The sequence below is a fragment of the Streptomyces sp. NPDC033270 genome, from assembly GCF_055576575.1.
Genome location: NZ_JBVIRA010000004.1, coordinates 78,117 through 90,508, shown reverse-complemented (window position 1 = coordinate 90,508; position 12,392 = coordinate 78,117). Strand labels below are relative to the sequence as shown.

The 12,392-nt window shown below is 68.3% G+C and carries 14 protein-coding genes, 1 tRNA gene and 1 pseudogene; 11 read left to right on the top strand and 5 right to left on the bottom strand.

Going from position 1 to position 12,392, the window contains the following annotated elements; translation table 11 throughout:
- Positions 1-33: 33 nt before the first annotated feature.
- Positions 34-336 (bottom strand): FtsX-like permease family protein, encoded by a 303-nt coding sequence (locus tag ACZ5XZ_RS08525; protein WP_468975456.1) that lies wholly within the window; start codon positions 334-336, stop codon positions 34-36.
- 170 nt (positions 337-506) lie between these two features.
- A complete protein-coding gene (locus tag ACZ5XZ_RS08520; RefSeq protein WP_468975454.1) occupies positions 507-1,028 on the bottom strand; it encodes a YcxB family protein in 522 nt (173 codons plus the stop codon).
- An 877-nt stretch (positions 1,029-1,905) separates the two neighbouring features.
- On the opposite strand from ACZ5XZ_RS08520, the gene ACZ5XZ_RS08515 reads away from it, so the two are divergent.
- Genes ACZ5XZ_RS08515 through ACZ5XZ_RS08470 form a run of 10 tightly spaced genes read left to right on the top strand, consistent with a single transcriptional unit; the run spans position 1,906 to position 9,620 of the window.
- Positions 1,906-2,814, top strand: coding sequence for a diiron oxygenase (locus ACZ5XZ_RS08515; protein WP_468975452.1), 909 nt, complete (start codon positions 1,906-1,908; stop codon positions 2,812-2,814).
- Positions 2,815-2,834: 20 nt separating this feature from the next.
- On the top strand, positions 2,835-3,698 hold the full coding sequence (locus ACZ5XZ_RS08510) for a class-II aminoacyl-tRNA synthetase family protein (protein WP_468975451.1): 864 nt from the start codon (positions 2,835-2,837) through the stop codon (positions 3,696-3,698).
- The gene (locus ACZ5XZ_RS08505) at positions 3,688-3,930 is read left to right on the top strand and encodes an acyl carrier protein (protein ID WP_399151028.1); all 243 of its coding nucleotides are present in this window, start codon (positions 3,688-3,690) and stop codon (positions 3,928-3,930) included. The genes ACZ5XZ_RS08510 and ACZ5XZ_RS08505 overlap by 11 nt, the downstream gene beginning before the upstream one ends.
- On the top strand, positions 3,927-4,577 hold the full coding sequence (locus ACZ5XZ_RS08500) for a maleylpyruvate isomerase family mycothiol-dependent enzyme (protein ID WP_468975449.1): 651 nt from the start codon (positions 3,927-3,929) through the stop codon (positions 4,575-4,577). The genes ACZ5XZ_RS08505 and ACZ5XZ_RS08500 overlap by 4 nt, the downstream gene beginning before the upstream one ends.
- Before the next feature lie 37 nt (positions 4,578-4,614).
- Positions 4,615-5,034, top strand: coding sequence for a MaoC/PaaZ C-terminal domain-containing protein (locus tag ACZ5XZ_RS08495; RefSeq protein ID WP_384427822.1), 420 nt, complete (start codon positions 4,615-4,617; stop codon positions 5,032-5,034).
- Positions 5,035-5,076: 42 nt separating this feature from the next.
- Entirely contained in the window at positions 5,077-5,934 is an 858-nt protein-coding gene (locus tag ACZ5XZ_RS08490; protein WP_468975446.1) for a class I SAM-dependent methyltransferase, read from the top strand.
- Positions 5,931-6,701: a PIG-L deacetylase family protein gene (locus ACZ5XZ_RS08485; RefSeq protein ID WP_468975444.1), complete on the top strand. Its 771-nt coding sequence runs from the start codon at positions 5,931-5,933 to the stop codon at positions 6,699-6,701. The genes ACZ5XZ_RS08490 and ACZ5XZ_RS08485 overlap by 4 nt, the downstream gene beginning before the upstream one ends.
- Before the next feature lie 11 nt (positions 6,702-6,712).
- A complete protein-coding gene (locus tag ACZ5XZ_RS08480) occupies positions 6,713-7,669 on the top strand; it encodes an EamA family transporter (RefSeq protein WP_468975442.1) in 957 nt (318 codons plus the stop codon).
- 5 nt (positions 7,670-7,674) lie between these two features.
- Positions 7,675-8,118 carry a PPC domain-containing DNA-binding protein gene (locus ACZ5XZ_RS08475; protein ID WP_468975951.1) on the top strand — a complete coding sequence of 148 codons (444 nt, stop codon included), beginning with the start codon at positions 7,675-7,677 and terminating at the stop codon, positions 8,116-8,118.
- Positions 8,119-8,144: 26 nt separating this feature from the next.
- Entirely contained in the window at positions 8,145-9,620 is a 1,476-nt protein-coding gene (locus ACZ5XZ_RS08470) for an FAD/NAD(P)-binding protein (protein ID WP_468975440.1), read from the top strand.
- A gap of 74 nt (positions 9,621-9,694) precedes the next feature.
- Here ACZ5XZ_RS08470 and ACZ5XZ_RS08465 read toward each other — a convergent pair whose 3' ends face one another.
- The gene (locus tag ACZ5XZ_RS08465; RefSeq protein ID WP_468975438.1) at positions 9,695-10,651 is read right to left on the bottom strand and encodes a toll/interleukin-1 receptor domain-containing protein; all 957 of its coding nucleotides are present in this window, start codon (positions 10,649-10,651) and stop codon (positions 9,695-9,697) included.
- Positions 10,652-10,914: 263 nt separating this feature from the next.
- On the opposite strand from ACZ5XZ_RS08465, the pseudogene ACZ5XZ_RS08460 reads away from it, so the two are divergent.
- Positions 10,915-11,498 (top strand): annotated as a pseudogene (locus tag ACZ5XZ_RS08460) (tyrosine-type recombinase/integrase).
- 77 nt (positions 11,499-11,575) lie between these two features.
- On the opposite strand, the gene ACZ5XZ_RS08455 reads toward ACZ5XZ_RS08460, so the two are convergent.
- A tRNA-Pro gene (locus ACZ5XZ_RS08455) sits at positions 11,576-11,649 on the bottom strand.
- Positions 11,650-11,661: 12 nt separating this feature from the next.
- Positions 11,662-12,390 (bottom strand): Pr6Pr family membrane protein, encoded by a 729-nt coding sequence (locus ACZ5XZ_RS08450; protein ID WP_468975436.1) that lies wholly within the window; start codon positions 12,388-12,390, stop codon positions 11,662-11,664.
- Positions 12,391-12,392: the final 2 nt, after the last annotated feature.

Sequence of the window (12,392 nt, the reverse complement as noted above, 5' to 3'; positions counted from 1 at the left end):
GACCAGATTTCAGATCTGGTCACACAGTCAACGCTAGGTCGGGCGGCACAAGGGGGTAAGGCGGTTTCCGGTCAGCCGGGCGTACGCGGTCGCCGATCGGTCGGGGTGCGGATCCTGGAGGTCCATCCGCCGGACGCCGGCGCGGGCCATGCCGATGGCGCGCAGTACGCCGATCTCGCAGGTGCGTTCCGCGACCGACATGGCCGGCGTGTTGACGATGCCCAGCGCGGAGATCACGGCGCCGATGGCCAGCAGCCCGTACATCAGGGTCAGCAGGTTGCCCAGGTTGCCCAGGTTGCCGGCGGCCTCGTGGACGAGTGCCTCCCGGTCCCGCACCGTGTCCCCCCCCCGGCGAATCCCCAGGTCAGACCGGACGACACCACTCGGACAGCCGCCGCCGGCACGGCACGCCGGCCCCGTTGGGCCGCACCGTGCCAGGGCCCGGCGCACCGATTCGATGGCCGGCCAAGCGCTCCCCGATACCCGCCCGATACAAAGCGCAGGGTTCAGAAGCGGGGCAGATGGCGGCCCACGAGCTCCCGCAGTTGCTCCGCGTCCTGCGCGCAGCGCAGCCCGCGCTTGGGCAGCACCTCCACGAGCAGGATGTTCGGGTCGCGGCTGAGCAGCACCACGTGGTCGCGGGTCTCGCGGTAGCCACGAAAGACCGACCAGCGCTGTACGAGCGTCACATGCGCGGTCTCGGCCGTGATGCCCGTCTCGCTCACGGACGTGCGGTACTCGCCCTGCCAGGAGACCGTGCGCAGCGCATGGTGGGCCTGGAGGCGCGGGATCGACCAGATCACGGCGGCGCAGAAGACGGCGGTCACGAACGACTGGGCGGAGCCTCGCGGTGCGGTCACGGCCAGTACGGCGCCGGCGCCGAACAGTCCCGTGAAGCCCCACCGGACCAGGTGGAGGTGCCGGCGGCGCTCACGCACCCGGACGCCCGCGAGGAGGTCGGCGCGCGCCGGCCGGTAGACCAGCTCGACCGTGTCCCCTCTTCCGTCCCGCCCCGTGTCCACGCTCATGAGACGGGAGCGTACTGGCCTACGGAAGACGGCGGAGTCCCCGGTGCGACGGCGCCGTACCGGGGACTGGACCCCGGCCCCGACGCTCACGGGTCGAACGGGCTCTGCCGGACGTTCTCGACGACGTTCCGTCGCGCGGAGAACGCACCGGGCACGGAATCCGGGGCAATTCCGCGGGCGGAGACGACGCACCGGCGCCCCGGCCGCGGTTCCTCGGGAAAAGCGTCTTACCTGGCGGGCGCTGCATAAATACTCTTCGGTCGGTTATTCATATACCAGTGACGCCTGCCGCTCGCATTGTGATAAGGCGGCCGGCCGCTCGCGTCGCCGGGGGCGCATCCCGCGGGGAGTCCCAGTGGTCGCTCCAGACCTCAGTTGTTCGAGGATGGGGAAGCCGGCAGTGTATTGATTGCGCCAAAGTGTGGCACCAACCACCCGCTCCTGAAGAGCAGTTGAGCGCCCTGTCGACCGTCGAGACCCGCCGTGACCTCGGGTTTGTGTGCCTTCAGGGTCGGCGGAAAAACGTCCAGCGGGGTCAAACTCACGTTTGAGGGCACCTTGATCACTTAATGTAGCTGCAATGTTCCTGCAACAACCGGGGAATTGGCTGCTCAGACCCTCGTCAGGGGCGACACACGGTGAAATTGGAGACGTGAACTCCGCTTAGTACCGCGAAGAATGACGCTGGCCCACGGCTGTATCGGTCGCCTAACATCGTGAATGTCTGCCAGCCCGCCAGTGACCGCGGCGGATAAGTGGATCCCGCAACTCCATACAGCGGACGTCGCGAAGTCCCTGGAATTCGCGGATCCGCTACTAGTAGTGCCCGAACACCCCCCTCTCGCCCACCTCCAGTCTTTTACCGACAGGGAGAAGCATGTCCGCAGTAGCCAGCAAAGCGCCGCAAGTGCCGGAGCAGTCGGCTCGGTTCGCCGAGATCCTCAAGCGGCTCATCGACAAGTCGGTGGACGGCTACTACAACCCGTACCGGGAGTTCGACTGGCCTGATTCGCTGCCCGAGCAGATGTCGTGGATGAGCGATGACCTGGTCTCCACCTACGGCACCGAGGTCGCCAAGGAGCTGACGACCGAGGAGGCGCAGCGGCTGTCCCGCTGGGAGAGCATCAACTTCTACAGCCTCAACGTCGAGGGAATCCGCGAGCTGCTGATCGAGGTCATCAAGCGGATCCACACGACCGGCTTCGAATTGCCGTCGGACTTTTTCCACCACTTCATCGGCGAAGAGAACGAACACATGTGGTTCTTCGCCGAGTTCTGCCTTCGCTACGGCGAAAAGATCTACAGCGGGCCGAAACTCAACTCCATTCCGCATGACAACGCGCAGGTGGAGAACTTCCTGGTGTTCTCCAGGATCCTCCTCTTCGAGGAGATCGTCGACTTCTACAACATGCGGATGGCCGCCGACGACTCCCTGCACGAGACCATCCGCAAGGTCAACCGGGTGCACCACGAGGACGAGTCCCGGCACATCGCGTTCGGCCGCGAGCTGGTCTCGATGCTCTACTCCGAGCTGGCGGAGACCATGACCGACCAGCAGCGCCTGGAGATCGAGCAGTACCTGAAGCGGTACATCGTCTTCAGCCTCCGCTCCTTCTACAACCCGCAGGTCTACCGGGACGCCGGCATCGCCAAGCCACTGGAGTTCCGCGAGCGGGTGGTCTCCGACCCGGCCCGCCGCGAGCTGGAGCGCAAGATCGTGCGCAAGCCGATGTCCTTCATGCTCAAGTCGGGGATCTTCGCCGACGACGTGCTGCCGGACGTCTGATCCGGGCGAAGGAGGTCGGAATGGAAGCGAACGGTCTCGCCTACCTGCCCGCCGGCGAAGCCCGGCTCCTGCGGCGCCTGGACGACATGTTCGAGCGGTGGGGCATCGGGGTCGGCGCCGAACCGGTCATCGGGGCACCGCTGCTGCCCGTGGCCAAGCTGGCGAAGCTCGACTACTACCAGAACTTCCCGCACCAGGCGCTGGTGGTCAACGCGCTGGACCTGGAGCACCGCCCGCAGGGCCAGGACGCCTGTGCCATCGAGGCGTTCCCACCGGAGCAACTGCAGAGCGCGGAGATCGCCCTGCCGTCGGCCACCTGCTACGCGGTCTACCTGGGGATGGAGGGCACGAGCCTGCCGGGCAACACCCTGATCACCCTGGTCGGCCGCTGCTTCCGCCGGGAGGAGCGGTACACCGGGCTGCGCCGGCTGCTCGGCTTCCACATGCGGGAGATCGTGGCCCTGGGCGAGCAGGATTTCGTCGAGGAGCACATCGACCGCTTCTCGTCGCGCATCCTGCGGTTCGCCGAGGAGCTGGACCTGCCGCTGCGCAAGGAGGCGGCGACCGACCCGTTCTTCGACGGCGAGGGCCCGCGCGCACTGCTGCAGCGCATCGCACCGGTCAAGTACGAGTTCCTGGCCGGGGAACTGGCCATCGCGTCGGTGAACAAGCACCGCAACTTCTTCGGCGAGCGCTGCGACATCCAACTGGCCGACAGCGGGCGGCCGGTGTTCACCAGCTGCGTCGCCTTCGGTCTGGAGCGGTGGCTCGCCGTGCTGCACGACCGCTACGGCGACTGGGCGGCGGCCGACGAAGCCGTCGCGAAGGCAGACCAGGCACTGGCATCAGCCGCAACTACCGAAGGGACGTCCCATGCAGTCTGAACAGGCACAGCTCAAGCAGTGGATCCTGGCCCGCCACCCGGAGATCTCCGACATCGACGCGGACCTCGACATCCTGGAGAACCGGCTCATCGACTCCCTCGCCTTCGTCGAGTTCATGCTGCTGGTCTCCCGGCTCAGCGGCGAGGAGATCGACATGGAGACCCTGGACATCGACGACTTCCGCACCCTGCGGCGGATCGAGGGGCGGTACTTCCGGGCGGGCGTGGCGTGACGGCACCCGCCGTCGAGACCGTCCCCGAGCGGTTGCTGCGCGCCGAGCGCGAGACCCTGGTGCCCGCGCTGCGCGACCTGCCGTCGGGCATGGTCGAGCGGGTCACGACGGCGTGCCCGGCGTGGACGGTGCGCGATGTGGTGGCGCACTGTGCGGCGGCACTGGTGGGACTCACCGCCGGCGCGGCGTACAAGGCGAGCCACGACCAGAACCAACGGGACGTCGAGGAGCGCCGGGACTGGCCGTTCGCCGACGTGCTGGCGGAGTTCGAGCGCGGTCTGACGGTGGCCGGCCCCGCGATCCGCGCGGCCGGCGGCGCCAAGGATCTGGCGGCCCTGGGCACCTGGATCCACGGCGGCGACGTCCGGGACGCCCTGGGGATGTCCGACGCGTACCGGAGCGCGGGGGTCCCCGAGGCGCTGGAGGCGCTCGCCGGATGCGCCCGGGTGGTCGCCACCCCGCAGGTGCACGTCACCCTCGACGACCGGGAACTGGTCCTCGGCTCACCGCTCGAGGACCGGGAGCCGGCGCGGCTGCACACCGATGTCCCCACCCTCTTCCGGCTCTACACCGGCCGCCCGGCCGACCCGGAACGGTACCGGCTGGCCGGAGCCCGGCCGGAGGAACTCATCAGCGCGGAATGGTAGGTCGGTTCGGCAAATGCTCTACCTAGAAGATTTTCACGTGGGGGACGTGTTCGAGCTGGGCAAGGTCGAGGTCACCGAGGAGGAGATCCTCAGCTTCGGCCGCGCCTACGACCCGCAGGTCTTCCACACCGACCCGGAGAAGGCCCGGGACTCCTCCTTCGGCGGCCTGGTGGCCAGCGGCTGGCTGACGGCCTCGCTGTTCATGCGGCGCTACGTCGAGGAGATCCTCAACCGGTCCGCCGGAGAGGGCTCGCCCGGCGTGGACGAGCTGCGCTTCCTCCAACCGGTGCGGGCCGGGGACGTGCTGCAGGCCCGGCTGACGGTGCTGGGGATCGCCCCGGTGCTCGGCCGCCGCGGTTCCGGCATCGTCCGCCCCCGGTGCGAACTGCTGGACCCGCAGGGAACCGCGGTCTTCAGCATGGTCCTGCACAGCATCTTCCGGCGCCGGGATGTCTGACACCACCCGGGCCCACTTTCTACAGACGGGGAGCAGTGACACATGGAATCGGTGAATCAGGTCATGGAGCCGGTGTCCAAGACCGCGCAGTGGACCGCGGCCGCACGCGCGGTGGAGTCCGAGCGGCCGGACCGGATCTTCGACGACCCCTACGCGCGGCTGGTCGCCGGTGAGACCGGCTTCGAACTGCTCGAACGCTACGCCGGTTCCGCGGTCGTCCCGTTCGTGCTGGTGCGCACCCGCTACATGGACGACGCCATCGTCCGCACCGTCAAGGAGCGCGGCATCCGCCAGGTGGTGCTGGTGGCCGCCGGGATGGACATGCGGGCGGTGCGGCTGACCTGGCCCGAGGGCGTCACGCTCTACCAGCTCGACCGGCCGGCGCTGCTGGAGACCAAGGCGGCGCTGCTGGCCGAGAACCCGCCGCGGCAGGCGGAGGGCGCCGTCAGCAAGAGCCACTCGGTTCCGGTCGACCTGGCCGCCGGATGGCAGGACGAGCTGCACGCCGCGGGCTTCGACCCCGGGCAGCCGACCCTGTGGGTGGCCGAGGGGCTGTTCTTCTTCCTGCCCGAGGACGTGGTGCGCGACTTGCTGGGTTCGCTGCGCGAGCTGTCCGCGCCCGGGTCGGTGCTGATCGGCGACATGACCAGCCGGGCCACCCTCCACAACCCGCTGGCCAAGGGCTTCATGCGGGTGCTGATGGAGGACGGCAACCCCTGGCTGTTCGGCACCGACGAGCCGGAGGAGTTCCTGGAGTCCTGCGGCTGGGCCACCGAGCAGCTGCTCCAGCCCGGTGAGGAGGGCGCCGACTTCGACCGCTGGCCGCACCCGGTTCCGCCGCGCTCGATGCCCAACGTGCCGCGGTCCTTCCTGTTCACCGCCGGGGTGAAGCCCGCGTGACGTACGCCGGATCCGCCGAGCCCCCGTTCGGCCATGTGGACCGGGTGCTGGCGATCGTCGCGCACCCGGACGACGTGGACTTCAAGGCGGGCGGCAGCATCGCGCAGTGGACCGCGGCGGGCACCGAGGTGACCTATCTGGTGCTGACCGACGGGGCGGCCGGGGGCGAGGACCCGGCTGTCCCGCGCGCCGAACTGGCCGCCGTCCGGGAGGCGGAGCAGCGGGCCGCCGCCGACGCCCTCGGTGTCAAGGAGGTCGTCTTCCTCGGCCTGCCCGACGGCGAGCTGACGGCCGGCCTGGAACTGCGGCGGGAGATCACCCGGGTGATCCGGCGGGTCCGGCCGCAGCGGGCGCTGATCCAGAGCCCGGAGATCAACTGGGACTTCCTGCCGGACCTCCATCCCGACCACCGCGCCGCGGGAGAGGCCGCGCTGGCGGCGCTCTACCCGGACGCCCGCAACCCGCGCGCCTACCCGGAACTGCTGCTGTCCGAGGGGCTGGCGCCGTGCGTCGTCCCGGAGATCTGGGTGATGACCTCACCGCGGCCCGACACCTGGGTCGACGTCACCGACACCTTCGACCGCAAGCTGGCCGCACTGCGCGCCCACACGTCGCAGACCGCCCACCGTGCGAACCTGGCGGACGACATACGTTCGAGGTTGCGCGGGCAGGCCGCGGCGGGTGGCCTGGCCGACGGCCGACTGGCCGAGGCCTTCCAGGTGATACGTACCGAACCGGCTGCCCAGCCTGTCGAGCGCACCCGTTGAAGGAGGGTCCCTTGCCGATTTCGAAGTTCCTGGGCGGCGTCCTGGTGATGGTGATCTGGGGGGTCAACTTCGCCATCATCGACATCGGCCTACGGTCGTTCGACCCCTACCTACTGGCCTCGCTGCGGTTCCTGCTGGCGGCCCTGCCCGCGGTGTTCTTCTTCAAGCGCCCCCAAGTGCCGTGGCGCTACATCGCGTTATACGGGCTGTTCTTCGGCATCGGGCAGTTCGGGCTGCTCTTCGCCGGGATGCACTTCGGGTTCTCCGCCGGGCTCGCCTCGGTGGTGATGCAACTCCAGGCGTTCTGGACCATCGGGCTGGCGGCGGCGATGCTGCGCGAGAAGGTCGTCCCGCGTCAGCTGACCGGCGTGGTGGTGGCGGCCGTCGGCATCGCGTTGATCATCGGGATCACCGACGGGTCGGTCACCGCCGTCGGCGCGGTGCTGGTGATCGGCGCGTCGCTGTCGTGGGCGGCGGCCAACATCGTCATCAAGAAGGCGCACCCGACCGACGCGCTGGCGTTCACGGTGTGGGCGAGCCTGATCCCGCCGATCCCGATGTTCCTGCTCTCGCTGGGCGTCAACGGCTGGGGTTCGATCACCTACTCCTTCGCGCACATGGGCTGGGTGGGCCTCGGCTCGCTGGCCTACATGGTGTACCCGACGATCCTCTTCGGCTTCACCCTGTGGGGTCATCTGCTGCGCAACTACAAGACCTCCCACGTGGCGCCGTTGTCGCTGCTCGTGCCGGTCTTCGGGATGGCCTCCTCGATGCTGCTCCTCGGTGAGCCGCTCGGCGCGCTGAAGGCCGCCGCGATCGTGCTGGTCATCCTGGGACTGGTCATCAACCAGTTCGACCTCGTCGGCCGGTTGAGGAAACGCCGGCAGGCCGCACCGACCGCGCCCGCGCCGGCCGAAGTCCCCGGCGGCGACCCGGCCGCCAGCACCAGCACCACGAAAGCGAGTTGACCCAGATGCACAGCCGCCTGCTGACCGATGGCGCACCCCGGATGTTCGCCGTCGTCTTCGACCAGGACGATGACGTGCTGCCCGTACTGGAGAAGTTCGCCACCGACCACTCGGTGGCCGGGGCCTCGTTCACCGGTATCGGCGCCTTCCGCGACGCCGCGCTCTCGCTCTTCGACCCGGAGAGCAGGACGCATGTGCCGATCCCGGTCACCGAGCACACCGAGGTGCTCGGCCTGACCGGCAACATCGCGCTCAAGGACGGGCGGCCCTCCGTCCACATGCACGCGGTGCTCGGCCGCCGGGACGGCACGACCGTCGGCGGACACGTCCAACGGGCCACGGTGCGGCCGACGCTGGAGGTCATGGTCACCGAGTTCCCGAGCCCGCTGACCAGGCGTCTGGACGAGGCGCGCGGGCTGCCCGTCATCGATCTGGAAGCGGACCGCTAGACCCGGCGGCCGGAGGGGGAAGCACGATGCGTGTGGCGATGATCGGTGGTGGAGCGGCGGCGGTCAGCCTGCTGGACAGCATGCTGCGCCGTTTCGAGGGCGAGGAGACGCGCTGTGACCTCACGGTGTACGAGGGATCGGCCCATCTGGCCACCGGCCGCGCCTACCGCCCGGACCTGGACTGCGCCCTGGTCAACAGGGAGGCCGGGTACATGTCGGTGCGGTGCGCGGAACGGGACCACTTCCTGCGCTGGCTGCACCGCGAACCCCGGTACCGGAACACCCCCTACGCGTCGCAGCCGGTGGACTCCTACGTTCCCCGGCGGGTCTACGGCGAGTACCTGACGTCCCAGCTGGAGTCCGGCCGCGCCGAGGCCGAGCGGCGCGGCTGGACGGTGGGGGTGGTACCGGAGTTCGCCGTCGAGGCGAAGGCGACCGCCGCCGACGTGATGATCCGCAGCGCCGGCGGCGTCAGCCACTTCGACCGGGTGGTGCTGTGCCTGGGGACCGGCGAGCCCGCCGACCCCTACCGGCTGACCGGCACCCCCGGCTTCCACCCGGACCCCTATCCGCTGCGCTCGGTACTGCCCGCGATAGCCGCCGACGCCCACGTCCTGGTGCTGGGCACCGGCCTGTCCGGAGTGGACGTCGCCCTCGGACTGCTGCGCTGCGGACACCGCGGGCCGATCACCATGACCTCTCGGCACGGTCTGCTGCCGGGGGTACGCGCCACCCAGACCCCGTTCCCGCTGCGCCACACGACGCCGGAGGCGGTGCGGCGCCGGGCCGGGCACGACGGGACCCTGCGGATACGGGACGCCTGGCGGCTGCTGCGCGACGAGCTGACCTCGGCCGGGGTGGACCTGCGCGCCCTCGCCGCGGACCGGCCCGCGGCCGAGCGGCTGCGCGAGGACCTCTCCCAGCTGGACTACAACGCCTGCCATGCGGCGGTGGCGGCGATGATGCACCAGGCGCGGGAACCCCTCTGGTGCGCCATGCCGGACGCCGACCGGCGGCTGTTCCTGAACCGGTTCCATCCGTTCGGCAAACCGCTGTACAACCCGATGCCGCCGCCCACCGCCAGGGCGCTGCTGGACGCCATGGACAGCGGCCAGTTGACGGTACGGTCCCGAACCGCCGGCGTCACCGCGCGCGCCGGCGGCGGGTTCACCCTGGAGGACGGCGGCGGACGACTGACCGGCGTGGACACGGTGGTCGACGCCACCCGCTCCGGCCTGGCCGGCACCGGTACCCGCGCCGAGCCCTTCATCGACTCGCTCACGGGTTCCGGCCTCGCCGTCCGCAACCCCCTCGGCGGCATGCGCATCGACGTCGCCACCAACGCCCTGCGCTCCACCCTCCCCGAAGACGTCCCACGCTTCTTCGCACTGGGCGACATCGCCTCCGGGGATCTCTTCTACGCGGGCAGCATGTACATGATCAATTCCCGCGCCGACGTGATCACCCGCGCCCTCGCCCGAACCGCGAACGGCGGCCGGTAGGGGGCGGACTGGGTAGGCGGGCCAAGAGGGGACGCGTGAGGCGCCTTTCGTGCTTCACCCCTGGAAGGCGGACTTCATCGACTGGTCAAGCGATCATTTATGTATTGCCGAGCCATAGAGAGTTTCGCATGTGGCTTTATGGACGTCATTCCCGCATTCCCTTGCGCAAGCGTGAAAATGATCGTGATCAAGCCGCGATCCAGATTAATGATGTGGGAGTAGGGGATGAACTGTTCTGCCTTGCTGCGCGACCATGGAATATAGACAATTCGGCGATGGGTCAATGCTGCCAGTCCCCGAAGTGACCCCATGTCTCTGCGAAGAGTTTTGACCTCGTCGTCAACCCAGAGGTTGCACAGGAGCATGTGTGCAACCTCCTCATCCGTATCCAGGCTATCTGTGAGGCGGTCGAGCTGCCCTCTTCGATAGCCAGGCTGGATGAACGGGTCATTGCGGTACTGGATTTTATTGAAGTCGAACAGCGATCGATACTGGCGATCGATGTCGGTGAATCGAAGAGTTCGCCCTCTCTCCATGCGCTTAACGGGATCGGTTCCCCAATCGCCAGAGCCGGCGGAGGTAATCGCACCTACCAACGTGCGTACGTCACCATTGAAAGTGGCGGCTGTCAGCGTCAGGGCGTTTTTGTCGCGGAGTCGCCCCAGGCTGGACGGGAGGTCCTGCAGGGATGGGAGTTTCGCCCCTGGAAGCAAAACGGGGATCACCCTGATTCCGCCGTCTAGTGCGGTCTCTACTTCTCGTCGAACCCAATCCGTCGGATCCGAGATCCTTGATGGCTCGACAGTGGCGCCGATCCAGTCCGAGCCAATCAAAGCGACCAGGACATCGCATGCTGTGATTGCCTGGGCTATGACTTTCGGAAAATCAACCCCAGGGTTCAGGGATTCTACGTCCATGAACACATTGGAAATCCCAAAACGCTCAGCCAGGCGGTCACGCAACCATCCCGCATAGGGGTCGCTACACCCGTGCCTATAACTTATGAAGACCCTTTTTTCGTCCGAAGCCACGAGTCACCCCGATGCAGCTAGCGCCAGCTCACTAACGCGGCAAGATAGGCGACTTGCTCCAGGGTCGCACTTATTTTAGCTGATGATAAAAATACTTTCGGCAGATGTTCGATATCCGGTGTCGCACCAGAAACTTGAGCATCACTGATAGTCCGGTTCACCCTCTGCTGTCGCACAGACAGACAGATCCCCGTGCCCTCTCCGCCGCCATCGGCGCGGTCAATCCGGTTCACGCCACCGAATCGATCCACTTTCATTGGTTTCTGCTCCCACGCCCGGTGAGCTCTCGGTTAGATGCTCGGCGGAGAAAGGAAGTCATCCGGAACCATGAGGACGGACTCGCCATCGCTCCCGCCGGCTACACGGTGGAGAACGCGGTCGACGACTGGCTCATGTATGGGCTGGCAGGCAGGGGCAGGGGCAGGGGCACGCTCGACAACTGCACGATCCTCAGCCGGAATCACGTGATCCCGGCGCTCGGCGCCCGGAGGCTTCGGGGCCTGGGTGCAGGGGATGTGGACAAGTGGCTTGCCCAGAAGGCGAAGTCACTCAGCACGCGTACCTTGCAGAGCATTCACTCGTGCCTGAACCGCTCGGTGAAGCGCTGGGACCGACTGGCTGCCGGCGACGGCTGGTGAACGCCGAGGAATGAACGCCACGTGAGCTACGCCACAGCTTTGTCTCGCTGCTGTCGGACAGTGGGGTCCCGCTCGAAGACATCTCGCGCCTGGTCGGGCACTCCGGTGCGGCGGTCACAGTGGCGGTCTACCGGAAGCAGATCCGTCCCGTGATCCAGACGGGAACGGTCGCCATGGACGGGATCTTCAAGATGAACCCAGAGCGATAGTCACGCAGTTAGTCACGCACAAAGCAGGAGAGGCACCTACCAAGATTGGTAGGTGCCTCTGACCTGTGTTCCTTCAGTCGGGGTGGCGGGATTTGAACCCACGACCTCTTCGTCCCGAACGAAGCGCGCTGCCAAGCTGCGCTACACCCCGAAGCAACGAGCTCTACTTTAGCGGACTGATCCCCGTAGGCGAAATCCGGTTGTTGCGGAGCCGCGGAGTCGGCCTGACCTGGTCGATCGCGATGGCGGCCAGGGGGAGAAGGCAGCTCGCCACGGCGATGGTGAGGGTGGGGGCCAGGGTGCGGGAGAGGGCGGTGCCCGCGGGGGCCGGGAGGGGGAGGGTGAAGCCGAGGTAGAGCAGGGGGTAGGCCGGCCACTGCCAGGCGAAGGGGAGGCGGAATCCGCGCGGGCTGGTCAGCAGGAGCCAGTCGGCGGCGGTGGCGAGCGGGGTGAGCGTGAAGAGGAGGAGGTGGGAGATCGCCTGGGCCGTGGTGGGGGTGGCGGCTTCGGGGAGCGCGAAGGGGGCGGGGGCGCCGGTCGGAAGGTGGTGGAGGAGGGCCGTGAGGGAGACGTAGGTGAGGAGGGCGCCCGTGAGGCGGGGGGTTACGGGGCGGCGGCCGGTCCAGGCGCGGTGGGCGGTGCAGACGGAGACCAGTGCTGTGGCGAGGGTGGCCTGTGCGGTGAAGGAGGCGGCGAGGCGGGCCGGGGCGGGGGTGGCGAGGGCCTCCAGGAGGAGGCCGGTCAGGGCGGCCGCGGCGAGAAGGAGGCGGAAGGCGCCCGCGAGGGGGCGCCGGAGGGCGGGGGCGACGGCCGCCGCCGGGGTGCGGGCGGCGGCGCCGGCCGGTCCGGTGGCGTGGCGCGTGGACTGCGAGGTCCGGGTGGGGTCGGACATTC

Coding starts and splice junctions, on each gene's coding strand:
- ACZ5XZ_RS08470 (WP_468975440.1), top strand. CDS start 8,145: ATGCGTGTGGCGATGATCGGTGGTGGAGCGGCGGCGGTCAGCCTGCTG.
- ACZ5XZ_RS08505 (WP_399151028.1), top strand. CDS start 3,688: ATGCAGTCTGAACAGGCACAGCTCAAGCAGTGGATCCTGGCCCGCCAC.
- ACZ5XZ_RS08510 (WP_468975451.1), top strand. CDS start 2,835: ATGGAAGCGAACGGTCTCGCCTACCTGCCCGCCGGCGAAGCCCGGCTC.
- ACZ5XZ_RS08520 (WP_468975454.1), bottom strand. CDS start 1,028: ATGAGCGTGGACACGGGGCGGGACGGAAGAGGGGACACGGTCGAGCTG.
- ACZ5XZ_RS08490 (WP_468975446.1), top strand. CDS start 5,077: ATGGAATCGGTGAATCAGGTCATGGAGCCGGTGTCCAAGACCGCGCAG.
- ACZ5XZ_RS08475 (WP_468975951.1), top strand. CDS start 7,675: ATGCACAGCCGCCTGCTGACCGATGGCGCACCCCGGATGTTCGCCGTC.
- ACZ5XZ_RS08515 (WP_468975452.1), top strand. CDS start 1,906: ATGTCCGCAGTAGCCAGCAAAGCGCCGCAAGTGCCGGAGCAGTCGGCT.
- ACZ5XZ_RS08450 (WP_468975436.1), bottom strand. CDS start 12,390: ATGTCCGACCCCACCCGGACCTCGCAGTCCACGCGCCACGCCACCGGA.